General features: G+C 66.5%; 24 protein-coding genes. 16 read left to right on the top strand and 8 right to left on the bottom strand.

Annotation, left to right across the window (positions count from 1 at the left end):
* Nucleotides 1–50: 50 nt before the first annotated feature.
* Complete coding sequence (gene sqr, locus DX923_RS14535; protein WP_116115812.1) at nucleotides 51–1,391, bottom strand: type III sulfide quinone reductase, selenoprotein subtype; 1,341 nt, start codon at nucleotides 1,389–1,391, stop codon at nucleotides 51–53.
* 358 nt (nucleotides 1,392–1,749) lie between these two features.
* Here sqr and DX923_RS14530 point away from each other — a divergent pair, with 358 nt between their 5' ends.
* Entirely contained in the window at nucleotides 1,750–2,400 is a 651-nt protein-coding gene (locus DX923_RS14530; protein WP_116115811.1) for a hypothetical protein, read from the top strand.
* Between the two features lie 108 nt (nucleotides 2,401–2,508).
* The gene (locus DX923_RS14525; RefSeq protein ID WP_116115810.1) at nucleotides 2,509–3,096 is read left to right on the top strand and encodes a hypothetical protein; all 588 of its coding nucleotides are present in this window, start codon (nucleotides 2,509–2,511) and stop codon (nucleotides 3,094–3,096) included.
* Here DX923_RS14525 and DX923_RS14520 read toward each other — a convergent pair.
* Nucleotides 3,086–4,291: a PucR family transcriptional regulator gene (locus tag DX923_RS14520; protein ID WP_116115809.1), complete on the bottom strand. Its 1,206-nt coding sequence runs from the start codon at nucleotides 4,289–4,291 to the stop codon at nucleotides 3,086–3,088. The genes DX923_RS14525 and DX923_RS14520 overlap by 11 nt on opposite strands.
* A 79-nt stretch (nucleotides 4,292–4,370) precedes the next feature.
* On the opposite strand from DX923_RS14520, the gene DX923_RS14515 reads away from it, so the two are divergent.
* Genes DX923_RS14515 through DX923_RS16375 form a run of 3 tightly spaced genes read left to right on the top strand, consistent with a single transcriptional unit; the run spans nucleotide 4,371 to nucleotide 6,945 of the window.
* Nucleotides 4,371–5,480, top strand: a complete 1,110-nt coding sequence (locus DX923_RS14515; protein ID WP_116115808.1) for a ferredoxin reductase — start codon at nucleotides 4,371–4,373, stop codon at nucleotides 5,478–5,480.
* A 56-nt stretch (nucleotides 5,481–5,536) separates the two neighbouring features.
* Nucleotides 5,537–6,808 carry a fatty acid desaturase family protein gene (locus tag DX923_RS14510; RefSeq protein ID WP_116115807.1) on the top strand — a complete coding sequence of 424 codons (1,272 nt, stop codon included), beginning with the start codon at nucleotides 5,537–5,539 and terminating at the stop codon, nucleotides 6,806–6,808.
* Nucleotides 6,808–6,945, top strand: coding sequence for a hypothetical protein (locus DX923_RS16375; RefSeq protein ID WP_162873035.1), 138 nt, complete (start codon nucleotides 6,808–6,810; stop codon nucleotides 6,943–6,945). Before DX923_RS14510 ends, DX923_RS16375 begins: the two co-directional genes overlap by 1 nt.
* A 167-nt stretch (nucleotides 6,946–7,112) precedes the next feature.
* Here DX923_RS16375 and DX923_RS14505 read toward each other — a convergent pair whose 3' ends face one another.
* From DX923_RS14505 to DX923_RS14495, 3 genes are all read right to left on the bottom strand, one after another.
* Nucleotides 7,113–8,237 carry a hypothetical protein gene (locus DX923_RS14505; RefSeq protein WP_116115806.1) on the bottom strand — a complete coding sequence of 375 codons (1,125 nt, stop codon included), beginning with the start codon at nucleotides 8,235–8,237 and terminating at the stop codon, nucleotides 7,113–7,115.
* A 153-nt stretch (nucleotides 8,238–8,390) separates the two neighbouring features.
* Nucleotides 8,391–9,050 (bottom strand): response regulator, encoded by a 660-nt coding sequence (locus DX923_RS14500; RefSeq protein WP_116115805.1) that lies wholly within the window; start codon nucleotides 9,048–9,050, stop codon nucleotides 8,391–8,393.
* Nucleotides 9,047–10,084, bottom strand: coding sequence for a HAMP domain-containing sensor histidine kinase (locus tag DX923_RS14495; RefSeq protein WP_116115804.1), 1,038 nt, complete (start codon nucleotides 10,082–10,084; stop codon nucleotides 9,047–9,049). The genes DX923_RS14500 and DX923_RS14495 overlap by 4 nt, the downstream gene beginning before the upstream one ends.
* 166 nt (nucleotides 10,085–10,250) lie before the next feature.
* Between DX923_RS14495 and DX923_RS14490 the strand changes: the two genes are divergently transcribed.
* From DX923_RS14490 to DX923_RS14470, 5 genes are all read left to right on the top strand, one after another.
* Complete coding sequence (locus tag DX923_RS14490; protein ID WP_116115803.1) at nucleotides 10,251–10,946, top strand: alpha/beta fold hydrolase; 696 nt, start codon at nucleotides 10,251–10,253, stop codon at nucleotides 10,944–10,946.
* Nucleotides 10,943–11,890, top strand: coding sequence for an aminodeoxychorismate lyase (locus DX923_RS14485; protein ID WP_116115802.1), 948 nt, complete (start codon nucleotides 10,943–10,945; stop codon nucleotides 11,888–11,890). The genes DX923_RS14490 and DX923_RS14485 overlap by 4 nt, the downstream gene beginning before the upstream one ends.
* A gap of 104 nt (nucleotides 11,891–11,994) precedes the next feature.
* The gene (locus DX923_RS14480) at nucleotides 11,995–12,276 is read left to right on the top strand and encodes a metal-sensitive transcriptional regulator (protein ID WP_006504090.1); all 282 of its coding nucleotides are present in this window, start codon (nucleotides 11,995–11,997) and stop codon (nucleotides 12,274–12,276) included.
* Between the two features lie 35 nt (nucleotides 12,277–12,311).
* Nucleotides 12,312–12,536, top strand: a complete 225-nt coding sequence (locus tag DX923_RS14475; protein ID WP_116115801.1) for a heavy-metal-associated domain-containing protein — start codon at nucleotides 12,312–12,314, stop codon at nucleotides 12,534–12,536.
* A gap of 1 nt (nucleotide 12,537) precedes the next feature.
* Entirely contained in the window at nucleotides 12,538–14,985 is a 2,448-nt protein-coding gene (locus DX923_RS14470) for a heavy metal translocating P-type ATPase (RefSeq protein WP_116115800.1), read from the top strand.
* A gap of 40 nt (nucleotides 14,986–15,025) precedes the next feature.
* Here the strand turns inward: DX923_RS14470 and DX923_RS14465 are convergent, their stop codons facing one another.
* A complete protein-coding gene (locus DX923_RS14465) occupies nucleotides 15,026–15,964 on the bottom strand; it encodes a helix-turn-helix domain-containing protein (RefSeq protein ID WP_116115799.1) in 939 nt (312 codons plus the stop codon).
* 152 nt (nucleotides 15,965–16,116) lie between these two features.
* Here DX923_RS14465 and DX923_RS14460 point away from each other — a divergent pair, with 152 nt between their 5' ends.
* Nucleotides 16,117–16,743, top strand: coding sequence for an L-threonylcarbamoyladenylate synthase (locus DX923_RS14460; RefSeq protein WP_116115798.1), 627 nt, complete (start codon nucleotides 16,117–16,119; stop codon nucleotides 16,741–16,743).
* Nucleotides 16,744–16,883: 140 nt separating this feature from the next.
* Here DX923_RS14460 and DX923_RS14455 read toward each other — a convergent pair whose 3' ends face one another.
* Entirely contained in the window at nucleotides 16,884–17,210 is a 327-nt protein-coding gene (locus DX923_RS14455) for a hypothetical protein (RefSeq protein WP_116115797.1), read from the bottom strand.
* A 286-nt stretch (nucleotides 17,211–17,496) separates the two neighbouring features.
* On the opposite strand from DX923_RS14455, the gene DX923_RS14450 reads away from it, so the two are divergent.
* The 5 genes from DX923_RS14450 to DX923_RS14430 all read left to right on the top strand — a co-directional run bounded on the left by DX923_RS14450 (nucleotide 17,497) and on the right by DX923_RS14430 (nucleotide 23,995).
* The gene (locus DX923_RS14450; protein WP_116115796.1) at nucleotides 17,497–18,276 is read left to right on the top strand and encodes a S1 family peptidase; all 780 of its coding nucleotides are present in this window, start codon (nucleotides 17,497–17,499) and stop codon (nucleotides 18,274–18,276) included.
* A gap of 108 nt (nucleotides 18,277–18,384) precedes the next feature.
* Nucleotides 18,385–19,581, top strand: coding sequence for a phosphoglycerate dehydrogenase (serA, locus tag DX923_RS14445; protein WP_116115795.1), 1,197 nt, complete (start codon nucleotides 18,385–18,387; stop codon nucleotides 19,579–19,581).
* Between the two features lie 154 nt (nucleotides 19,582–19,735).
* A complete protein-coding gene (locus DX923_RS14440) occupies nucleotides 19,736–21,820 on the top strand; it encodes an LCP family protein (RefSeq protein WP_116115794.1) in 2,085 nt (694 codons plus the stop codon).
* Nucleotides 21,821–21,826: 6 nt separating this feature from the next.
* Entirely contained in the window at nucleotides 21,827–22,723 is an 897-nt protein-coding gene (locus DX923_RS14435; RefSeq protein WP_116116367.1) for a prephenate dehydratase, read from the top strand.
* A 63-nt stretch (nucleotides 22,724–22,786) separates the two neighbouring features.
* On the top strand, nucleotides 22,787–23,995 hold the full coding sequence (locus DX923_RS14430; RefSeq protein ID WP_240322656.1) for a thiolase family protein: 1,209 nt from the start codon (nucleotides 22,787–22,789) through the stop codon (nucleotides 23,993–23,995).
* Nucleotides 23,996–24,079: 84 nt separating this feature from the next.
* Here the strand turns inward: DX923_RS14430 and DX923_RS14425 are convergent, their stop codons facing one another.
* Complete coding sequence (locus DX923_RS14425) at nucleotides 24,080–24,736, bottom strand: LON peptidase substrate-binding domain-containing protein (RefSeq protein ID WP_116115792.1); 657 nt, start codon at nucleotides 24,734–24,736, stop codon at nucleotides 24,080–24,082.
* Nucleotides 24,737–24,756 lie beyond the last annotated feature (20 nt).

Raw genomic sequence — 24,756 nt, 5'->3', positions numbered from 1 at the left:
GGCGGATTCGGTGGCGGGCGTTCCTGCGAGCGATCAGCGCCCTCGGGGGGTCAGAAGTCCGGAACGATCGGGGCTTTTTTCGCGGACTCGCCGGCAGCGGTGAAACTTTCGGCGGCGGAAGGTCTTGAGGGCACAACCGCTGCAGAGGCGTCCTTGCCGCGCATCGACATCGCATGACCGATCGGCAGGGGCCTGCCGGGAAGCAGGATGTTCCAGTAGATGTGACGGAAGGCGAGCTTGCCCAGATGGTTGGCCCGGGTCTCCTTCAACAGCTGCATAGGACCCACTTTCGGCATGGGGAAGGTGCCGGGAAGCGGCTCGGTGTCGTAATTGAAGTCGATGAGGAGTGCTTTCCCGTAACCCGACTCGATGAAGCAGTTGGCGTGGCCGTCGAAACGGGAGGCCAACGGTCGACCGGCCAAGGCGTCGAGGAAGTTGCGCTCGAAGGTGTCGACGGCGAAATGGGCCACCGAGCCGGCCTTCGAGGTGGGGATGTCCGAGGCGTCGCCGAGCACCCAGATGTCAGGGTGCTGCTGGGAGCGCAGCGTGTGCTTGTCCGTGGGGACATAGCCCATGTCGTCCCCCAGGCCTGATCGGGTGACCCATTCCTGCCCGGTATTGATCGGAACGGTGACCAGCAGGTCGAAGGGGACTTCACGCTCGTCGTAGGAGACGACGGCACCACCGGTGTCGTCCTGGTCGACCCGTTCGGTGAAGAAGTCGGTCTCCACGGCGATCCCCCGTTCTTCCAGCAGGTGTCCCAGGGCTTTGGAGCAGGTGGCCTTGGTGAAAGCGCCGTCGAGGGGCGTGACGTAGATGATCTCGCTGCGTTCTCGCAGACCGCGCTTGGTGAGGTATTCGTCGGCGAGGAAGGCGAACTCCAGCGGGGCGACCGGGCACTTGACGGGGAGCTCGTTGAGGTGGACGACGAGACGTCCGCCGGTGAAGCGGGAGAGTGCTTCGTGCAGTGTGAGGGCGCCAGGCAGGGTGTAGAACTCGTGGACCCGGCCTGCTCCGCTCTCGTCCTGGAGCGCTTCGGCGAGCCCCGGCGTCAGTTCAGGGCGGGGGGTGCACCCGGTGGCGATGACGAGTTGGTCGTAGGGCAGCTCGCGGCCGTCGGCGAGATGGACGGTGCGGTCCTCGGCGTCGACCCGGTCGATCGGTGCCAGTACGAGGTTGATGCCGTCGTTGATGAACGCGTGACGGGAACGCACCACATGCTGTCGGGTGTAGGTGCCGAAGGGGACGAAGAGGTACCCGGGCTGGTAGTGGTGCTGGTCGTCGCGGTCGACGACGGTGATGGACCATGTGGTGCGGGGGAGCCTGCGACGGAGTTTGTTGGCGGCCATGGTGCCGGCGGTTCCACCGCCGAGGATGACGAGGTGGCGCATGGACGAGTCTCCTCTCGTACGGTGCCTGCGACCCGCAGAGGCACCTTTCCGGCGAAAACAATACCCCTAGGGGTATGTGTCCGTAAGGACTTCGGTCCTTGACCGGGCATAAGGAGAGAGCGCCGCCGTGATCGCGTCTACAAAATATGCGATATTGAAGCAATATTCCCGGGACGGGGCTCCAGCGCAACCTGAAAACCAGTGATGAACAGCAAGAAAATCCTTCACCCCCACCCCGGAACCGGCAACCGCGCTACGCCGGGCCCAGGTCACATCTCCATAAGGCTCCTTGTCAGGGCGCACCTGGACAAGGCAACCTGGACAGGTGCCCATCAGCACGCCATCGAGGAGGCTGCACGTGAAAAGACCGACGAGGCGCATCATCGCCATCGGCGGCGCGATCGTGGCCACCGCCGCACTACTCACCGCTACCCCCTCCCCGAGACCCCACACCCACTTGCGCAGCGCTCCTGTCGCCGCGGTTGCCGAGTTCGACGCCGCCCCCACAACCGTCCCCATCGCCACCAGCGGGCTGCTCGTCGAACGCGCCCAGACCCCGATCCGTGGACAACGGCTCACCCAACGTGAACTCCTCGCCGTCCTCGCCGCCGAACTCAAGGTCGACCAAGCACAGCTGAAAAAGGCCATCGAACTGACCCGCACAGACCTGAAGAAAAAACGCGCCCTCCACACCAAACGCGCCCTCCACACCAAACGCGCCCTCCCTGACCGCGCGACCCTGGCTGCAACCCTGGCCCACCACCTCGGGGTCCCCCCGGAAAAGGTCAGCCGAAGCCTCGACACCGTCAGCGCCGAACAACGCGCCCGCCGCCGAGCCGCACTCGAAAAACGCCTTGAAACAGCCAAACTCTCCAAAAAAATCACGCCTGCGCAGCGCGACAGAATTCTCCGCGCCTACGACGACAGAACGCTCAGCAAACACCCGGGCACGGCCACCCGCCTCGATCACCTCCTCCGCGGTGGCTCCACATCCCGCGTTCGCCCCTGATCGTCCACCGGCCCTCCACCCCACCACCCGATCCGGACCAGCGGGCCCTCTGCCTCGTCATGCACGAAACCAGCACCGGTACTAAGAGAGCAGCGTGAAAAAAGCAGCGTGAAGAGACCCAGTAAATCCGTCGCCGGAATCGCCGCAGCCATCGCTGCCGGGCTGGTCGCTGTCGTCGGAGCCGCGATGATCACCGAGGCAGGCCTCGACCTCGGCATCAACACCCTCTCGAAGAGCACCACCGCCCACCAGGAGAACGCCGAATACCGGTGTCCTACCGACCCCACGGCGCGCGCAGCACTCCGACGTCGCATGGCTGGCTGCACATCCGTCTTCGACGACATGGCCGACGAACTCAAGATCGAACGCAGCCGGCTACGCCAGGCCATCGCCCACGCCCGCAGCAATGGGGACAACGCCCGCCATACCGGCCCGTTACCCCATGACCGCATCGTCATCGCCGCGACCGCCCTCGGCCTGCCCGTCGACCGAGTCAGCACGGCGTACGAGAACGCCCAGAACCGGGCCCGAGCCCGTCGGCGCATCGTGCTGGAGAAACGCCTCGACGAAGCCGTCCGGGAGGACAAGATCAGCACGAGCGAGAAAAATGCCCTGCTGCGCCGCTACGACGACGGCACCTTGGGGCGGACCTGGGGCGCGACCAGGAGAATCGTCGAGCGGACGATCAACAGCTGACCACGCCAGGCCCCGGACGAACAGCCAGAGCCACGGTCAACGCCGTCGTCGTCGCCGGATCGTCCAAGGACTCCCCGTACAGCTGCCTCAACTGACCCATCCGATAGCGCACCGTCTGGGGATGTACGAACAGATCCGCCGCCATCGCCTCCCGCCGGCCCTGCCGGGCCAGCCAGGACCGCAAGGTGTCCTCCAACCGGGCGCGCACCGCCGGGCGCAGACCCGCCAAAGGCGCCAGTACTTGAGCACGCAGATCAGTCAAAGCCTCCTGATCCGACGACACCACCAGCTCCACCAGGTGCTGCTCGGTGTCATAGGGCGTAGGGCCCGGCTGAGGGCAGGCACGGCGGGCACGCGCCAACGAAGCCATCGCTGATGCCCAGGGACGGGTCGGACCGATCACCGCGTGCCGGCCCGAGAGGCGACGGCGCAGCACCAATCGATCCGACGGCCCCACCTCGGGGATGAACAGCAATGTCAGGTCGTCGTCGAGGCCCGGTAGTTCGCCGGTGACGGACAATGTCCGTGGATCCTGCCCCGTCCGCACCATCGCTGCCTCATCGGTCGGTAGCAACACCGCGGTCAAGGTCAACGGCGGGTCCCAGCCGGCGCGATCAGCCCGACGACGTAGCTCCTCCTCCGGCTCTCCCGCGGCCAATGCTCGAGCCAGCCTCTCCAGCAAACGCTCCCGAGCGCGCCCCCGGGTCTCGAGTTCGTCGGTGTGACCGGTGACGCTCGCCGCCGACAGGTCATCGATGTAGCTGAACACCCGCTCGGCGAACTGCCCTACCTGAGCGGCCGGCATCCCCGAGGCGATCGCCTCCCGGGAGAGGAAACGCCATGACACCCCTGCGCCGATGCGATAGGCCGCCAGCAAAGCATCCATCGGACGTCCCGCCCGGGCCTCGCCGCGCCCGAGGTCATAGGCCCGCACCGTGATCCGGGAACTCTCCGCTTCAGCGCGTGCGACATCCTCGGCGCGCAGACTTACCGTCAGGAAGACGTCCAGGGCGAGACGCACGGCCTCACGGATGCGCTGTCCTCGCGGGCCGGTGAACGGACCGGCATAACTGGGTACCTCATCGATGATCGTGGCCACGGCAGCATCAGCGACCTCGGCGAGCGCCCCGCGCATCCGGTCGTAGCTGACCCGGTCGAGTTGCCAGTCCGCGTGCTCACTCTCTCCACTTTTCATCTAAAAATGATAAAAGTGTGCGCTTCCTTCACGCTATTCGGGCAGGAAAACAGTACTCAAACAGATAAATACTGAGGGAATGAGTAGCCCCCTTCAGATCAGGGCCTCCACGCGCGGGACCTTCACTCGGATCGGCACCGATCTGGCGACCCTCGCCAGGATGGCCACCACCCCTCTGCTCCCGCACGACTACCTCGAACTCGTCGACCCGCTGCTGCTGTCCACCCGGTTGCGTGGCCGCATCGTCGAACGACGCGTCGAGACCCCCGATGCCATCACCCTCGTCATCCGCCCAGGCCGCGGTTGGCGCGCCCACCTGCCCGGCCAGTACGTCCGCCTCGGGGTGGACGTCGACGGTGTACGACACTGGCGGGCCTACTCCCTGACGAGTCCGGTCGCCGCGCCTGGCGGTTGTATCGCTGTCACTGTCACCCGGGCCGGACATGTCTCCTCGTATCTCGTCGACCACATCGAGACCGGCACGCTGATCCACCTCGACCAGGCCACCGGCGACTTCGTCATGCCTGCTGCGATCCCTGACAAAGTGCTCTTCCTCACCGCAGGAAGCGGGCTGACCCCGATCATCGGCATGCTGCGCAACGACGGAACTGCGCTGGCCGATGTGACCCTCGTGCACTGCGCGCCCACGGACGGGCAAGTCCTCTTCCACGACGAGCTGCACACCCTGGCCGCTTCCGGTGAGATCGTCTACCACGAATGGCTCACCGGCGATCGCGGACGGCTCGACCTGCACACCCCGGACGCCCTCGACCTGCTCGTCCCGGACTGGCGTGACAGACACACCTGGGCCTGCGGGCCCGGCGGCATGCTGGACACCTGCGAACAACTCTGGTCTGGTCAAGGCCTCCTCGACCGGCTGCACATCGAACGTTTCCGTACACCGGTCGCTGTCGTCGCCGAAGGCGGCACCGTCCGTTTCGCCCACACCGGCACCACCGTCGACGCCGATGGCGCCAGTTCTCTGCTGGACATCGCCGAGAACCTGGACCTTCCCGCGCCCTCCGGATGCCGGATGGGTATTTGCTTCGGATGTTCCGTGCCGCTCCTGGACGGAAGCGTCCGCGATCTGCGGAACGGGCAGGTCACCACCGTCCTGCCCGACGACGGACCCATCGAGATACAGACCTGCGTCCACGCCGCTGCAGGCGATTGCACCCTTCACCTGTGAGACCCGTCCGGACACGTGCGCAGAACCCCGGAGCACCCGCGAACAGGAGCCGTCCGATGACCCTCGCCCCGATCCACACCCCCGGCCCGACCGACACCGGGGACGAAGCCACTCCCGCCACCGGGAACCCGGCACCGGAAGCGCCCCGGGCCGGAGTCTCGTCCCGCGTCGGCGCGGCCACCACCCGGCGGCACTGGGCTCCGAAGCCTTCCGGCGGAAATGACCCGGCCGGGCATCTCACGCCTGCCCAGATCGACGAGCTCGCCCGAGAACTCGATGCCATTCGGGAGAAGGTCCTCGCGTCGCGAGGGGCAGCCGACGCGGCCTACATCCGGCGGCTGGTCGACGGCCAACGACGCCTGGAAGCCGGTTCCCGGATCGTGCTCCTCTTCTCCGGACATCCTGTGGCCTGGGTCATCGGTACGGCCGGGCTGTCGATCGCGAAGATCTTGGAGAACATGGAGATCGGCCACAACATCATGCATGGCCAATGGGACTGGATGCGGGATCCGGCGATCCACTCCAGCACCTGGGAATGGGACAACGTCGCTCCGGCCTCGCTGTGGAAGCACAGCCACAACGAACTGCACCACACATACACCAATGTCATCGGCATGGACAACGACCTCGGCTACGGCATCCTGCGGGTCGATCCGGACCAGCGTTGGCATCCGATCTATGTATTCCAGCCGGTATGGAATGTGCTGAACGCCGTTTTCTTCCAGTACTCCATCGCCCTCTACGACCTCGATCTCTACCGTCACCTCAGTGGCCGTGCCGACGAGGCCGACCGGGAACGACTGCGCACCGAAGCTCCCCGGGTGGCTCGTAAGGTCGGTCGCCATCTGCTCCGTGACTACGTGATCCACCCGGCGGTGTCCGGGCCGAACTGGGCCACGACGATCACCGCCAATCTGACGGCGAACCTGGCCCGCAACCTGTGGAGCAATGCGGTCATCATCTGCGGCCACTTTCCTTCTGGCGTGGAGACCTTCGACCGGAAAGGTATCGCTGGGGAGAGTCGCGGCGAATGGTACCTGCGTCAGATGCTCGGCTCGGCGAATATCACCGGGGGACCGCTCATGCACCTGATGAGCGGCAACCTGTCCCACCAGATCGAGCATCACATGTACCCCGATCTGCCTAGCAATCGATACGCCGAGATCGCACCTCAGGTTCGAGAGGTCTTCTCCCGATACGGGCTTCACTACGAGGCGGGCTCGTTGCCGCGTCAGCTGGCCAGCGTGTGGCGCAAGGTCTTCGTCCATGCTCTGCCTGAGAGCGCCTGGTCGAAGATGCGCGGCGCCTTCGGCAGAGCGCGACGCTGATGGCGTTGGCGTTGGCGTTGGCGTTGGCGTTGGCGTTGGTGTTGGCGTTGGTGTCGGTGGTGCCGCGTGCTGACTACTGCGGTGGTGGCTGTGCTGACTGGACTGGTGGCGTCCGACAGGAGACGAGGACGCGTTGACTCCGGGGGCGGAAAGGCGACTGCGGGGTTTGAGACCGACTGTGGTGGCGACAGGTCACCACCACAGTCGGTTCTTGACCCCGCAGTCGTGTATGTCTCCCGCAGTCGTGTGTGCTTTCCGTGGCCCCGCGGCGGAGAGTCAGGGGCTCCCCGCCGCCGTCTATCCCTCAGTAACGCAACAGAGCTACGGCGGGGGCACCATGCAGCGGCGCGTCGACCGGGCGCAGATCCGCGCCGGTACGGAGCGCGGCGACGCAAGCGGCATCGAGATCCGTGGCAGCGAATGAAAGATCACTGTTCTGATCAGAGGGGACGACCGGAGGGAGGAACAGGGTGTCGACCCGTCCCTGCTGTGCCGCCGAAGCGATATCGGCCAGGTCGACCGACGCCTTGCCGCTGGCCAGAGCAGCACTGCACCGTTCGATATCGGTCTCGGCCCGTGCCGCACCGGCTTCTTCGACCAACGGACGGCTGAGTTCGAGCAGCTGCATCGGCGTAGTCGCGTCATGGTTCCCGGGGATCCCCTGCTCCAGCAGCCCAGGAATGAGCTGCATGTCCAGAAGCACCGGAAGGTATTCGGCGACAGCGGCCACGACGACAGGCCGACGGTTGTCCGCGCCGATGACCTGGCGCAACCCGGTGGCCACTTCGCGGAGGAAGTGGTCCCGGACGACCTCGGCGGCGTCGCTGCCACCGTGCCCGTGGAAGGTCGCGACACTGGATGCAGGCGGCTCGTGCTGGTGCTGCAGCTGGTTCTCTCGCTGGTGGCGGCGTTCCATCTCGTCCACGGAGGCCGGAATGGTGCCGAGCCCCCACTGGCGGATGCTGTCGGTCGTTGCCGAGAACAGCCGGACGTCGCCCAAGCTGACGGCGAGGACGAAGAAGCCGTCGGCACCGGTCACGGCAGGAAGAATAGGCGCGAGCCGGGGGTGTGCACCGACCACGGCCATGGGGGGCGGGCTGGTGCGCAAACGGAATTCGTGGTGGCCGTTGCGGTCGGCGAAGACGGCCAGTCCTTCGCCCTGTTCGGCCCAGAACGGCCGGTCGTCGACGAGCTGACGGACGGGGGAGAGGATCTGCTCGGTGAGCGAGTCGGGGATCTCGGCCGCAGCCAGTTCAGCCGCGGCGTCTTCTGCAAGGCCACGCAGCACCAGACTGTCATGGCTGAGGTCTTGGTGCGCACGGTTGGTGGGGAGATAGATCGACACGCAAGGTGCGGTCAGATCCGCCAAGCGGTGCAGGGTGTCGTCGGTGACGGTGTCCACGAGGTCGTGGAAGTGGTTCTCGGTCATGGGCCGGCTCCTCGTCTCGTCGGGCTGTGTCTCCATCCTTCGGGGATCGGGTGGCTCGGACCATCAGGGGAAACACCCATATGGGTGGGGGCTGACACCCATTTCGTCGCGAGGCCACCGTTTCGCAGGGCCCCGGTCGACTCCGGACCGCGCTCAGGGTTCGATGAGACCGACCCGGATGGCGTACCGGGTCAGTTCGAGGCGGTCTTTCAGGCCGAGCTTCGCGAGCAGGTTCGCCCGATGGCGCTCCACGGTCCGCGGGCTGATGACGAGGGATGACGCGATGTCCTTACCGCTGTGCCCTTCGGCGATCAGCTTGAGGATCTCCTCCTCACGGGGAGTCAGCAGGGCGTCGGTGTCGGTGTCCTCGTGGCGGGCGACGAATTCCTGGATGAGGGTCGACAGCGCACCCGGATAGAGGAAGGGGTCACCGCGAAGAGCAGACCGGCACGCTTCGATGAGGTCGCGGTCAGCCACAGATTTGTGGACGTACCCGCAGGCCCCCGCCTTGAGCGAGGCGAAGAGATACTGCTCGTTGTCGTGCATGGACAGCATGAGGAGACGGGTGTCGGTGCCACGACGAGTCAGCTCACGGGCTGCTTGCAGGCCGGTCATCCGCGGCATGGAGACGTCGAGGATCGCCAGGTCGATGCCGCCTTCGGTCACCCGGTCGACGGCGGCGGACCCATTGTCGACCTCGGCGACGACGGTGAGGTCGGGTTGGCTGTCGATGATGCGGCGAATGCCACTGCGAACCAGGGCATGGTCGTCGGCGAGGAGTACTCGGGACGGGTTCGGTGTCTTGATCGTCATGGCTGCTCTCCGGGGTCGGCCGCGTTCGACGGCAGGCGGGGCGTTCGCGGGAGGACGAAGACAACACTGGCACCTGCGCCATCGGGAAGATCGTCGACATGGAGGTGCCCGCCGACGAGAAGTGCGCGTTCCCGCATGCCGCGCAGGCCGGAGCTGTCGGGGAAGTCCAGGCAGGACCCAGCCTGGTCGTGCGCGGATTTCCCGAAGGAGGCCGTCCGGGTGTCGAAGCCGATGCCGTCGTCCTCGACGGTGAGCACGACCTGTTCCGGGGTGATCTTCAGGCGCAGGGAAACCCGGGTCGCTGCGGCGTGCCGGACGACATTGGTCAGTGCTTCCTGGGCGATGCGGTAGATGGCGAGCTCGTGCGTCGGGTCGAGTTCTCCGGGGTCGTCGAGCTCACGAGTGAGGCAGATCGCGCCGCTCTTGGCCGTCTGGCCGGCCAGCGCCGTCAATGCGGGAACCAACCCGAGGTCGTCGAGTACACCGGGACGTAGGCGCGCAGAAATGGCTCTGACCTCGTCGAGTGCCGCGCGGACCGTTTCCTGGGCTTCGCTGATGTCGGCACTGGCTTCGCGAGAGGCGGTGGCACCGGCGTGTCCGAGAGTCAGCAGGACCGCAGTCAGGCTCTGGCCGACCTCGTCGTGTAGTTCGCGGGCGATACGGACGCGTTCTTCCTCTTGGGCTTGGATGGCCCGGGAGGCCGAGTGGGCGCGTTCTTCGCGGAGCCGGTCGAGCATGGCGTTGTACGAACGGCTGACACGCCCGATCTCGTCGTCTCGCCGGACGGTCACGTGGGAGGGGTTCAAGGAGTTCTCGGTGGATTCCATGGCGCGTTGCAGCTCGGCGAGGGGGCGTAGAGCCACGGGAATCACCCACGCGTTGAGGGCGATGAGGGCGGCGAGGGTCAATGCCCCGGCCAGGAGTTCATGAGTCTGCGGAGGCGAGCTGATCGTCGCCGGTGAAAAGAGCAGGACAGCGAGAACCAGGGCAGCGACCAGGGTGTTTCCTGCCAGCAGTCGCCAGAAAAGGGTCATGGGGGCCTCCTTTCCGACCAGTCTGCCAAGGACCGGGGTCGTCCTCGGTTTTCCCCGGGTATGTCCTCGACTCCGGTGTTCGTCCTGGTCTTCGCCGAGGCCCGACTGAGGGTGACTTCCGGTGCAGGTGACTCGAATCGGAGAGCCAACAGGTAGCTTCACAGGTATGCGCCGACCTCCTTTCTTTCTGTTCGTCCACGATCTCGGTCAGACCCCGTTGCAGTGGGAGGAGCAGGTTGCCGCTCTACCCAGTGGGGTCGGCGCCGCCTGCCCGTGGCTGCGGGGGACCAGGCCCGGCGGGAAGACCGTGGAATTCACGATCGGTGACGCGGCGACATCGCTGATCACGGCTTTGGACGAGAACGGCGTGGCCTCGGCCACCCTGGTCGGGGCAGGTTTCGGGGGCACGATCGCTTTGCACGCGGCGGCTCGTTTCCCGGAGCGGGTCGTGGCCGTCCACGCGATTTCGGCGCCTCTGCAACTGTCGAAGAAGCAGCTCGCTCTACAGCGGACCGCATTGCGTTTCATGTCACGTCGGAGCCTGGCTGCCCGCAATATCGACAAGGATCGGCTGCTCGCCGCCTTGGCCGGGGCGGCTGACGGTCTGACCAGTGATGATCTGCGCGGATTGGAGGTCCCGGTCACCTTGATCACCGGTGCGGACGACAAGCCGGGGATGCTGTCGGCCCGTTCCTTGGCCTCCGTGCTTCCGCAAGCTCGGATCGAAGCCTTGGCCGGCCGTACCGGTGACCTGCCTACGGCGGCGTCTGCCGAGGTGAATGCGGTGATCTTCGCCGGAGTGGACCCGGTGGACCCGGATCAGGTCGACGATTCGCCGATCGCGCCTTGGGATCTGTCATGAGGTCCACGGCGCGAGTGGCATCGGTCGCGGTGATGGGTCGGGGTGTGGTCGACCCGGACGAACCGGTATTGACCGCGGACGACCTCGGAGCGACCCGTGGCGACGGATGTTTCGACGCGACCAGGGTGGTGACCGGGCCGGACGGGGCGTCGACAGTGGAGAACCTGGAGGCGCATCTGGACCGGTTGGCCGCTTCGGCGGCGGCTCTCGACCTGGAACCGCCTGCTCACGGGCAGTGGCGCGAACTGCTGGAAGAGATGCTGGCCGAGTGGGACACCCCGGGCGAGGCGGTCTTGAAACTGGTGCTGACCCGGGGACGTGAGTGGGCCCCGGGGCAGCCGACCGCTTACGCGACCCTGGTGCATCGCAGTGTGCCGCTGACCGGCGGCGACCCGTTCGCCGCGCGGCGGGGGATCCGTGTGGTCACCTTGAGCAAGGGGCATCCGCACGACGCCTTCGCCGGGGCGCCGTGGCTTCTTGGCGGAGTGAAGACCTTGTCGTACGTGGTGAATGCGGCGGCCCAGCGGGAGGCTCGACGTCGTGGCGCGGACGATGTCCTTTTCGTGTCGACCGACGGCTTCTGCCTCGACGGGCCCACGTCGGGGTTGATCGTGGTGGACGGGGGCCGGCTGCGAACGACTCCGACGGGGGAGACCGGGCTGTTGGGATCGGTGACGGTGGACCGGATCGTCGCTGCCGCGCGATCGGACGGGATGGAGGCCCGGTACGAGCTGATCCCGGTGGCTGATCTGGCGGGAGCCGATGGGGTGTGGCTGGTCAGCAGTGGCCGGGGTCCTGCTCCGGTGCGGGCGGTGGACGGTCAGGATCTGGTCGTCGAGGAGGCGCTGATCCGCAGGGTGGCGGGTTATGCCGGTTTCGTCGTACCGGGTCGGCCCGGGGAAGTGGGCGGAGCGGATCGTCCTGACGGCTCGGACGAGAACTGAGAGCCTCCTTTATCCAGGGTACCCCCGGGGGGTACCCTGAGGTGTCGGCGGCACTCCTGCGCACCGACCGATCCCACACCTCCACCACCTGACAGGGCACCGACATGGCCGGATACAGCGGGTCCAAGGACGAATACGCCGCCAGGCTGCGCCGCATCGAAGGGCAGGTCCGCGGTATCGCACGCATGGTCGACGAGGACACCTACTGCATCGACGTCCTCACCCAGATCGCTGCTGCCACCAAAGCGCTCGAGGCCGTGGCCCTCGGGCTCGTCGAAGACCACATGGGGCACTGCGTCCTGCATGCCGCCATGTCCAGCGAAGAAGAAGGCCAGGAGAAGGTCCGCGAGGCCGCCGCCGCCATCGCACGCCTCGTCCGTAGCTGAACCATCCGAGAACAACCAACCCGAGGAGCACAACCATGATCACCACCACCCTCAAGGTCAACGGCCTCACCTGTGGAAACTGCGTCAAGCACCTCACCGAAGAACTCCAGGAGATCCCCGGAGTCACCGCGGTCGACATCGACCTGGTCACCGAGGGAACTTCCACCGCCGTCGTCACCAGCGACGCGCCCCTCACCGGTGACGCCATCGCCCATGCCGTCGACGAAGCCGGATACGACCTCGTCGCCGTACAGGAGTGACATGACCGACATCCACCCGCGCCACCCCGCCGGAACGACCGCCACGGGAACCCCCCGCACGCCCGGCGACATCGCACCCGATACCACCGACGCACCGGTCGGACAGGTCGACCTCGCCATCGAGGGCATGACCTGCGCGGCCTGCGTGGCGCGGGTGGAAAAACGGCTAGGCCGACTCGACGGGGTCACCGCCGTCGTCAACCTGGCCACCGAGAGCGCCCGCATCACCCTCCATCAGGAACGACCCGCCGACGAACTCGTCGCCACCGTCGTCAAAGCCGGATACGGAGCCCGTGTCCTCGCCGTCCGGGACCTGACCGCACCGGCACCCACCGCTGAAGGCGCCGACCCCGGAACACTCGACACCGGTAGCGTCCCCGACGTCCACGACACCTCCGCGCCCACCCGACGACGGCTCGCAGACCTACGTCGCCGCCTCCTCGTCGCTGCCACCCGCGGCCTACCCGTCATGGTGCTCTCCATGGTCCCGGCATGGCAGTTCACCGGATGGCAGTGGATCGTCGCCGCGCTGACCATCCCCATCGCCACCTGGTGCGCCTGGCCCTTCCACCGCAGCGCCGCCACCGCCGCCCGCCACGGCGCCTTCACCATGGACACTCTGGTCTCCTTGGGCGTCATCGCCTCCACCGGCTGGTCACTCTGGGCGCTCTTCTTCGGCGGCGCAGGACAACTCGGCATGCGCATGGACATGTCCCTGCTCCCGGCGCTCGACGGCGGCCTCATCGGCGACGCCCCCACGACCGGCCACGGTCACACCGAAGACATCCCCCACCTGTACTTCGAAACCGCCGCCATGATCGTCACCTTCCTCCTCGCCGGAAGGTACGCCGAAGCGCGGAGCCGACACCGGGCCGGCGACGCCCTCAGATCGCTCCTCGCCCTCGGCGCGAAAGAAGCCACCCGCGTCGACACCGACCCCGGCGGCACCCGCCACCACCGGCAGATCCCCACAGCCTCACTCCGGCTGAACGACCTCTTCCTCGTCCGCCCCGGAGAGACCGTGGCCACCGACGGCATCGTCGTCGAAGGACACTCCGCCGTCGACTGCTCGATGCTCACCGGCGAACCCGTCCCCGTCGACATCACCCCCGGGGACGAGGTCGCCGGAGGCACCGTCAACAGCACCGGCGCACTCGTCGTCCGCGCCACCCGGGTCGGCGAACACACCACCCTGGCCCGGATCGCCCGCATGGTCGCCGAAGCCCAGGCAGGCAAAGCACCCGTGCAACGCCTCGCCGACCGGGTCTCCTCGGTCTTCGTCCCCGTCGTCCTCGCCATCTCCGCAGCGACCTTCCTCACCTGGGTGATGACCGGCCGACCCCTGCAAGCCGCCTTCACCGCCGCCGTCGCCGTCCTCGTCGTCGCCTGCCCCTGCGCCCTCGGACTGGCCACCCCGACCGCCCTCCTGGTCGGCAGCGGCCGGGCAGCCCAACTCGGCATCGTCATCAAAGGGCCGGAAATCCTCGAATCCACTCGACGGATCGACACCGTCCTGCTCGACAAGACCGGAACCCTCACCACCGGGCAGATGACACTCGCCTCCGTACACCCCCTCGACGGGCAGGACGAAGCAGAAGCGCTCGCCGTCGCTGCCGCCGCCGAAAGTGCTTCCGAACATCCCATCGCTGCCGCTGTCGTCGCGGCGGCGCGTGACCGCGGGCTGAGTCTGCCCGGCGCGACGTCGGTGCACGCTTCCACGGGATTGGGGGTGACCGCCGAGGTCGTGGTCGACGGACGGCCGAGCCGGGTTCTCGTCGGACGGCCCGCTTGGCTCGCCGACCAGGGCACGGAGATCAGCGGTGTCACCGAGCTGGTCGCGGCACTCCCCGGCGGGGTCACCGCCGTTGCCGTCGGCTGGGACGGCCGGGCCAAGGCGGTTCTTGCCGTGTCCGACACCGTCAAGGACGAGGCCGTGGATGCCATCGCCCAGTTACGGGCATTGGGTGTCGAGCCGTACCTGTTGACCGGGGACCGCGTCGAGGCTGCCCTGCAGATCGCCGCCGAGGTGGGCATCGACGCGGATCGGGTAGCCGCCGGGGTCCTCCCCGAGGGGAAAACCGATGAGGTGCGCCGCCTGCAGGGCCAAGGGCGTGTCGTCGCGATGGTCGGTGACGGGGTCAACGACGCGGCTGCCCTCACCCAGGCCGATCTGGGTCTGGCCATCGGCACCGGGACCGATGTCGCCATCGAGGCCGGCGACGTGGTCCTGGTGTCGGGCGACCCGAGGGCTGCCGCCACCGCGGTACGGGTTTCTCGTGCCACGCTGCGCATCGTGAAACAGAACCTGGGTTGGGCTTTCGGCTACAACGTGATCGCACTGCCCCTGGCGGCGGCCGGTCTGCTCAATCCCGGTATCGCTGCGGCGTTCATGGCCAGCAGTTCGGTGATCGTCGTCGGCAACTCGCTGCGGCTGCGGCGCGCCCACTGATCTGTGGCCAGGTCGTGCAGTACCGGAGTTCCCGGGCCGTTCAGGTCAGCGAACCGTCCGGGAACCGTCGGGTGGGTTGTTCGAGTTCGGCGGGGTCGTCATCCCAGGACCAGCGCACCGCGATGGTGCCTGGCTCGTCGTGCCGGGTGTAGATCGTCAGTTCCGGGGACGGTGAGGAGACCGGGCGGAAGGACATGTCCGGTACCCGCCTGCCCACGTAGAACTCCTGTCGTGACGGTGGACACTCCGGGGGGAAGGAAACCGTCACGCTGTGTGAGTAGATGGACTTCAGGTGCAGACGTTGCCAGTCGCGGACGAGGACATGGGGCGAGTCGTAGGACACGTGGTGTTCCAGCAGGTACGGGTCTTCTGCGCGGAGCGGCTGGTCCAGGATCAGCTCGGCAACGGTGAGTGTTTCCCGCAGGACGCTGACCACTCTGCCGACGGTGCAGCCGTGCCCGGCACCGACCACCGGGAGTACCCCGGGGATGTCGGAGTAGTAACCGACGAGGAGCCGGTCGAAGCCGTCCCGGTCGGCGACGATCACATCGGTCACCGAGTGTTCCTTCTCCGCCCGGTCGGCACCGATCGTGATGAACTCCTCCTGGCAGACCCGGCGGAAACCGTCGTCCCAGGCGACCCCCAGCATCGCTGAGATCCGGTCGCACTCGGCTTCTTCGGGGCCGTGACGCAGGACGGTCGCGACTCGTCCGCCCGAGCGTTTGCTGCGCTGGCTGGGCAGCCGTGAGGCCAGGGAACCCCGTGGCACCTGCAGGATGACCTCGAGCGCCCCCAGTGCTTGGAGGGAGGCATGCCGCACAGGAGCGCTTCGCCCCGTCTGCCAGTAGGACAAGGTTGCCACTGAGACGTCGTGGCCGTAGGACAGCAGGTGGGCGCGCACCCGGTCGAGGCTCAGCCCACGTGATTCGATGGCCTCCCTCAGAGCATCCGCGAAGTCACGGTTGCGTTCCTGAACCATCGTCCCTCCCTGGGGTCTTCCTCGAATCATGGTGGCATACCGGCGCCTCCGCTTTTGAGGACGGACCCGCTGTCAGCTTGCTCCGGCCCCTGTCACGAGGCCTTCCCGCTGTCGGTCATGATCCGGACGGACCCGGAGCGTACGCTGATCGAATGGCCCGTTACCTCGATATGCACCCGGTGAACCCGCAGGAACGTCTCATCCGTCAAGCGGTGGACGTCGTGCGGGAAGGTGGCCTGATCGCCTACCCGACGGATTCGGGTTATGCGCTCGGCTGCCGCCTCGACCAGGTCTCCGGTAAAGAGCGCATCGTGTCGATCCGCCGTCTCACCGACAAGCACCATTTCTCACTGATGTGCGCCGATTTCTCCCAGCTGGGGCAGTTCGTGCACGTCAGTAATGCGGTTTTCCGGGCGGTCAAAGCGGCGACACCTGGTCCGTACACCTTCGTGCTCCCGGCGACCCCGGAGGTTCCGCGGCGGCTGATGCATCCGAAGAAGCACACCGTCGGGGTGCGGATCAGTCCGACTCCGGTGGTGCAGGCCTTGCTCACCGAGCTGGGGGAGGCGATGCTGACCACCACGTTGATCCTGCCGGATCACGACGAACCGATGATGAACGGCTGGGAGGTCAAGGACGAACTCGACCACCTGGTCGATGTGGTGATCGACACCGGCGAGTGTGGTGCCGAGCCGACCACGGTCGTCGACCTGTCTTCCGGGGTGGCGGAGATCCTCCGGTACGGCGCTGGTGATGCGAGCCGTTTCGAAGAGGACTGATCGGAGTCGCAGCAAGATCGTCAGAGGTGAAGGCCGAGGGCCCCGCAGCCGGTCGGCTGCGGGGCCCTCGGGTGATGTGGGAGCCCGCCCGTTCCCGAGGTGGCATCATCGGGACCGGGCGGGAGCGTGGGGGGAAGAGGCTAGGCGTCGACCAAGGTCAGGACCGGCCAGGCGCCGGGGGCGAAGACGGTGCGGTCGACGACATCGCCTTCTTCGGTGGTATCGCGATGGGCGACCAGCAGTGAGGAGGTCGCGCTGTCGCGGGCAACGGCTTTCGCCAGCGCGATGGCGACGGCCTCGCGGGTCGTGTGGGTGCGGTCGAATCCGGGCTGGTCCGGGGTGGTGGTCTCCCCGAGGAGGTTCTCCTCGAGCACGAAGTATCGGGGGTTGTTGCGGCGGGGGTCGTGGATGGAGAGATTGAGTACACGCACCCGGGACCCGTCGGTGGCTTGGAACTCGATGCGCATCGTGATCTCCGTGAGCGCTGGAAGGGGCGGGAAACTTGTGGAGGTTTTCCCCGTTTTTCTCGGACGCTTAACGGAATCGGCTGTCTTCAGGCCGATCTGAGCTGAACTTCCGGATTGCTCCCCGTGATATTCGCGAAGGCGGACTCGGCGTGGATCCCTTTCGGAGGGTGGCGCTTTCCTTAAGGTCGAGGAGTGCTCTCCGCAAGCTGGCGGCTGTGATGGTTCCGGGTCGTCGAGATTTCCGGTGCGTGGCTGCCTTCCACGATCTGCCCAGAAGGAGTCTGTCATGTCGTCGCCCATCCGCACCGCTCCTCGTCGCCAGAACGGCCGGGGTCGTCGGGCCGCGGGAGTCCTGGCCGTTGTCCTCGCCTGGTGTGTGCTCCCGGTTCCGTCCGTCTCAGCAGCACTGGACAGGGGCGGTGACGGGGTGCGGGTCGTCGGTGGGGAAGAGGTGAAGCGGGTCGAGGAGAATCCCGGCGTGGTCTCCTTGGGCCTGCGAGGAGACCCGCAGTGCACCGGAAGCCGGATCGCACCTCGCTGGGTGCTGACGGCCAGGCACTGCGCGGAGCCTACGGGTGAGGGCGAGGCCATCGGCGTTGACACGGCGTACACCCGTACGGTGACTTTCGGGGTGGGGCCTCGGGCGAAGATCGTCGAAGCGGTGTTCGCGCCGGTGGGGGACATGGCTGTGGTGAAGCTCGACAGCGAGCCGGAGGGCTCTTTCCTGCCGTGGACCGATCGTCGGCCCCGGCGTGGTGACCTCTTCACGGTCATCGGCTGGGGGTCGCAGTCGTTCGAGACGGATCCGAGCCGTCAGCTGCGCCGAGGGACCCAGCGGATGGACCGTTTCGAGGGGACCTCCAATTACCCGGATCTCAAGGCGGCGGTGCTGACCCCGGTCACCGGCACCGGCTGCTCGGGGGACAGCGGCGGGCCGTTGCTTCGTGACGGCAAGGTGTGGGGGGCCTTCTTGGGGGGAGATTGCCGTTCGGAGGGTTTCTACACCACGACGGCGGACAATGCGTCGTGGATATCTCGGACGACAGGGGTCGCCCCGACCCGGTGACCCTTGGCGGTCGTCGCGGCAGATTCCAGCAGTCACCTTCTTCGTGAGGAAAATTCCGGCAGTCGGGATGTTTCGTCTCCACGGTGTCCGTCCCGCCACAATGGGGAGATGAAGGCACTCCTGTTGGAGAACGTGCACTCGTTGGCTGCTGAGATCCTTACCGGTGCAGGGTTTGACGTGACGACCCACGGTGGTTCTCTCGACGAGGACGAGTTGATCGCCGCCTTGCGCGGGGTCACCGCGCTGGGTATTCGTTCAAATACGCACATCACCGAGCGGGTGTTGTCCGCGTCGCCGCACCTGGAGAGCATCGGTGCCTTCTGCATCGGCACGAACCAGGTGGATCTGGCTGCGGCGGCGGCCCGTGGGGTCGCCGTCTTCAATGCGCCTTTCTCCAACACCCGCTCGGTGGTGGAACTGGCCATCGCGGAGATCATCTCGTTGGCACGTCGACTCACCGAGAAGGACCGAGCCTTGCACGAGGGGACCTGGGACAAACAGGCCACCGGTTCGCACGAGATCCGGGGGCGCCGGTTGGGCATCGTCGGCTACGGGAACATCGGTTCGCAGTTGTCGGTCGTCGCCGAGATGCTCGGCATGCAGGTCTTCTACTACGACGTGGAGGACCGGCTGGCGTTGGGCAATGCTCGACGGTGCAACAGTTTGGAGGAATTGCTCGATGTCGCCGAGGCCGTCTCCTTGCATGTCGACGGGCGGGGTGCCAACGCGGGTTTCTTCGGTGAGGAACAGTTCGCGAGGATGCGGCGGCGGAGCCTTTTCCTGAACCTGTCCCGTGGTTTCGTCGTCGATTACGGTGCCTTGGCGACGCACATCCGTTCGGGTCATATCGCGGGTGCTGCGGTGGATGTCTTCCCGACGGAGCCGAAGAGCCGCGGCGATGCCTTTGTGACTCCGTTGCAGGGGGTGCCGAATGTCATCCTCACTCCGCACATCGGGGGGTCCACCGAGGAGGCTCAGGTCGATATCGGTCGTTTCGTGGCGTTGAAGCTGCGGGACTATTCGTTGTTGGGGAATACGTCGATGTCGGTGAACCTCCCACCGGTGAATCTGCGTCAGGAGCCCGGGGGGAGTCGACTGGCCTACATCCACCTGAATGTTCCGGGTGTGCTGGCGACGGTCAACAATCTCCTGGCTGAGCACGGGGTCAACGTCGAGGCGCAGTTTCTCGGCACCCACGGTGATTTCGGCTATGTGGTCATCGACACCCATGATGTGGTGCCGGAGGGTGTCCTGGAGTCTCTCCGCGGGTCGGAAGTGACCATCAGGGTCAGGCACATCGCTTGAGCGACAACGAATGTCGCTTCCTGGGGGAGCTTTCGCCCGCACTTTGCGGGCTCGGTAGGCTCACCGTTTTTCCAGGAGGTGTCGGTATCGTGTGGGCGCGACGTCTGCCCGAGACGATCGAGGGGGACCGCATACAGGTCTGACCAGGAGCGGAATGACGAAGAACGACCGGGGCCCGTCCCGTCCCGACAACGAGGCGAGCCCGGGCGCCGAGGCTGCGGAGCTCCCTGCTGCACCGGCCGTGAGGTCCGGTGGCTCGACGCCGAAGAGCGCTGAGAAGTCTGCTGCAGCGGCGCGGAAGAGCACGAAGCCGAAGGCTGTGGTGCCGCCGCCCAGGCGGAAGCCGGCAGCGTCTTCGCCGCGGATGCTGCCGCCGCTGAAACGGGTGTCGGCGGTCTCCGTGAAGTCCGACGCTCCTGCGGAGTCGACCGCGGAGATCCGCCGGTTGCCCGTACCGGATCCGCGGGTGTCTGCCAAGAAGGTGCAGCCGGCGAAGGCGGAACCTCCTGCCTCGGAACCTCCTGCCTCGAAACCAGCTGCCAGTCCTGCGCGTCCTGTCCCGCCAGCTCGACCTGTCCGGCCGGTCGAGCCTGCACCAGCCGTCGAACAGGTGCCGGACGCGGATATCCCCGCCGATCCTGAGCCGACGACACCACCAGCGAAGAAACGACGTCCGGTCCTTCGTGCCCTGAGCTGGGTCGGGGGGACCGCTTTGCTGCTGGTGCTCACGCTCGTGGGCTATGTCGGATTCCAGTACATCCGACTCGACCAGGGGATCAACCGGTCGAAGGCCATCGAGGAACTCCACCCCGGAGAAAAAGGGGTCACCACCGACACGAACATCCTCATCATGGGGCTGGACAGCCGGCTGAACCTCAAAGGTCAGCCCCTGTCCAAGGACATCTACGACGCGATGCACACCGGGAACTCCACCATCGGCGGGATGAACACCAACGTGTTGATGCTGATGCACATCCCGGCAGACGGGAGGCCCGCCTCCATCATTCAGATCCCCCGGGACAATTTCGTCGACTTCCCCGGATGCCCGTACAAGAAATGCGACGGCAAGATCAAGGAAGCCTACGACGTGGCTTTCGAAGGGCGCACCGCCGAACTGAAGACGGCGAACATGTCCGACGAGGACAAGCACACCGAAGCGCGGGAAGCCGGCCGGAAACAGGAGATCAAGACCGTCGAGGCCTTCCTCGGCAACGGCCTGCGCATCCACCATTTCGTCGAGGTGACCATGGTCGCCTTCTACGAGATCGCCCAGGTGGTACAGCCCGTCCAGGTCTGTTTGAAACATGACACCAAGGACCGCTATTCCGGGGCCGACTTCAAGGCCGGGAAGCAGGAGATCGACGCCGAGCAGTCCATCGCCTTCGTCCGTCAACGTCGTGACGAACTGGCCCGAACCGGAGACTTCACCGACCTCGACCGGGAACGCAGGCAGCAGGCCTTCATGGCTTCGCTGGCCTACCAGCTGCGCCAGGCCGGTACTTTCGCCAACCCGAGCAAGCTCAGCGGCCTCATCGAGGTCGCCAAACGGAATATCGCCGTGGACAGCGGACTCAACGTCATGGACCTGATGACCAAGGTCACGCAGGTCACCGAAGGCAAGGTCGTCTTCTACACGCTTCCGGTGCAGGGCTTCTTCACCGACAAGTACGGCGGTGCCTCCAACAAGGTCGACCTGCCGGTCATCCAAGCCACCATCAAACAGTTGCTGGAGAGCGGGAAGAAACCCGCCGCCACGGCCACGGCCACCTCTGCCCCGACGAGCAATGCACCCAAGCCGACAGTCTCGGTGTCCAACGGGTCGGGCACCAGCGGGCTGGCGGCACAGCTGCTGAACGGTCTTGCCGGAAAGGGGTACCAGAAGGGAGAAGCCGGTACTCAAGCGGTGCGGATCAAGACCGTCGTGGAACACGGCCCGGGGCAGTCCGCCGCGGCGACCGAGCTCGCCACCCTGCTCGGTAATGGTGCGGTCACCGCGGAGAAGGCCGGTCTCTCCTCGACCCAGATGCAGGTCGTCCTGGGTGCAGGTTTCCGGATCCCGGCTGGCTTGAGCAGTCCGGCTTCGGTGCCTGGCGTCGCGCCCAGACCAGGGGCCCCCACGCCGTCGCCCTCGACGACGGCGCTCGCCCCGAGCACGGTGGGTAGTGGCGACAAGAAGGAAGACACCGCCCCCGGTACGCTGACGGCGTTGACCGGCGGAATCATCCCCTGTGTGAAGTGAGTGAATGTGTCTGGTAACACTGCTCGACCTCGTATCGTCTATCAGGGCGAGCCCGGCTGCAACGGGCATCTGGCGTGCCAGGAGGTGTTCCCCGGCGGGGATGCAGCCCCGTGCGTCAGCTTCGAGGAGGCTTTGGACGCGGTGGCCTCCGGGGAGGCCGACCTGGCCATGATTCCGATCGACAATTCCCTGGCCGGGCGGGTCGCCGACATCCACAACCTGCTGCCCACCGCGGGCCTGCACATCGTGGGGGAGCATTTCCTGCGGATCAGATTCGAGTTGCTGGGCGTGCCTGGCGCTACGGTCGAGAGCGCCCGCACCGTGCACAGCCATATCCACGCTCTGGGGCAGTGCCGACGTCTGATCGCCGAGCACGGTCTGCGTCCGGTGATCGCCGGGGATACGGCGGGGTCGGCGCGGGAGGTCCGCGACTGGGGCGACCCGGCGAAGTTGTCGATCGCGCCGCGAGGGGCCGCCGAACTGTACGGCTTGGAGGTGCTGCGCACCGACGTCGAGGACGATCCGACGAATATGACGCGCTTCGTGGTGCTGGCCCGGGAGGGGCGGCTGCCCAGCCGTGAGGAGCTCCAAGGGCCGACGATGACGAGTTTCGTCTTCCGGGTGCGCAATATCCCGTCGGCGCTGTACAAGGCCTTGGGTGGTTTCGCCACGAATGGCATCAACATGACCAAGCTCGAGAGCTACATGGTCGGTGACCAGTTCGCGGCCACGATGTTCCTGGTGGAGGTCGAAGGGCACCCGGAGGACCCGGCATTGGCCCGGGCTCTGGAGGAGTTGGGTTTCTTCACCACCGAGTTCCGGATGTTGGGGGTCTACCCGGCACATGCGCACCGCCGCAGGGTCGGGGCATCGGTGGGCCACCCGGTCGACGAAAGCCGATGATTATCTGAATAACGTTCGCGCGCTGACTATTTCGTCAGCTTTGAGCGGATTACAGTCGGGGCCATGACTGCCGCGATGCCAGGGCCGCGGACCACCGGCCACGACCAGATCGTCCTCCTCGACGGCGCCCGCACCCCGGTCGGCGCCTTCGGTGGTGCCTTCGCCGGAACACCCGCTCATGAACTGGGTGCCGTCGCAGTGCGGGCCGCACTGGAACGCAGCGGCGTACCGTTCTCGGACGTCGACGAGGTCCTCATGGGCTGTATCGGACAGGTCGGCGCTGACGCCTACAACGCCCGACGAGTAGCCCTCGCAGCTGGACTCGGCGTCGACACCCCGGCCTGGACGGTGAACCGCCTGTGCGGCTCCGGACTCCAGGCGATCTGGTCAGCCGCCCAGCAACTGCACTGGGGCGGCGTCGACCTCGTCGTCGCCGGCGGCGACGAGAACATGTCCCGCATGCCCTTCTACGATTTCGACGCCCGCGCCGGACGCACCCTGGGACACCACACCCTTCACGACGGAACCCTGCTGATGCTCACCGACCCCTTCACCGGCGGCCACATGGGACGCACCGCCGAGAACATCGCCCGCATCTACGGGGTCAGCAGACAGGAACAAGACGAATTCGCCCTGCGCTCCCAGCAACGAGCCGCCGGCACACCGGCCCAGACAGCCTTCGCCGAAGAGATCACCCCGGTGCAGACCGGCGGACGCAACCCCGTCCTCGTCACCGCCGACGAACACCCCAGACCGGACAGCACCCTGGAAACGCTGAGCCGGCTCCACCCGGCCTTCGAAAAAGGCGGTACCGTCACCGCCGGAAACTCCTCGGGGGTCAACGACGGCGCCGCCGCCGTGATCGTCACCCGCGGCCGGGTCGCCGCCGAACGCGGACTGACCCCGACAGTCGCCCTGACCGCCGTGGCCACCGCCGCCGTCGACCCGTCGGTGATGGGATACGCCCCGGTGTACGCCCTGCAGAAACTTTTCGACCTCACCGGCACCGGTCCCGGCGATATCGACGTCATCGAACTCAACGAAGCCTTCGCCGCTCAAGCAGTCGCCGTCGCCCGCGACACCGGCCTGGACCCAGAGCGGGTGAACCCCTACGGCGGGGCCATCGCCCTGGGACATCCGGTCGGAGCGACCGGGGCGATCCTGACCCTGCGCGTGATGAAAGACCTCGTACGTCGCGACCTGGAGACCGGGATCGTCACGATGTGCATCGGCGGCGGACAAGCCCTGGCCGCACTGTTCACCCGACTCTGACCGACAACAGCAGACCACGCACGCCAACGCATCTCCCGATGTCATTGCCCCCACCGAACCCTGCGCGCCATGCCGCGCAGCGGCTCAATTCGCGACCGGCGTCGCAGGCCGGTAAGCGCCCGGGAAAGCCCCCAGCTCCCGTTGCAAGGTCGACTCTCGCCGAGTCAGCTGCAAGGCCAGAAGCAGCCGGGCATCGACATCCCTGGACTCCAACAGCCGCTGCCGGTCATGCTGCTCCAACATCACATGGCGCATCGCCAGATGCGAGAGCTCCGCCGACTCCATCGGAAGCTCGACCTCCTCCAACCCCAGGTCGTCCCGATAGTCCGAAATCGCTTCCCGCAACCGTTGAGCCAGGACCGACACCAGCTCAGGATCACGGACCCGATCGGTCAACCAGGTGACATAGCCCTTCAGATAGGGGGTGCGGGTCCCCTCGTCGAAGCCGTCCAACCGGAAACGTTGCACACCCAGCGCTCGCAGCTGATAGGCATTCCCCGACTCCTTCACCTCCAGGATCCGAGCGGAACAGCCCACCTGGTGCAAGGACAGCGGCAGTTCCTCCCCCTGCTCCTGCCCCCATCGGACTGCTATCACCCCGAATTCTGAACCGTCTCCGCGGGCACGGCTGCGCAGGAGGTCCCGCAACAGCATGAGATGGCGACGTTCGGTGACACGCACACTGAGCCGCTCACCGGGAACCACGACGGCCCCGAGCGGGAAAAGCGACAGGGCGGGCATGGGCCCCAGCGTAAGTCCCG

This window comes from Austwickia chelonae (genome assembly GCF_003391095.1).
Taxonomy (GTDB): Bacteria; Actinomycetota; Actinomycetes; order Actinomycetales; family Dermatophilaceae; genus Austwickia; species Austwickia chelonae_A.
Note: the sequence above shows the minus strand (reverse complement) of the source record. Positions and strands in the feature narration are given on the sequence as shown.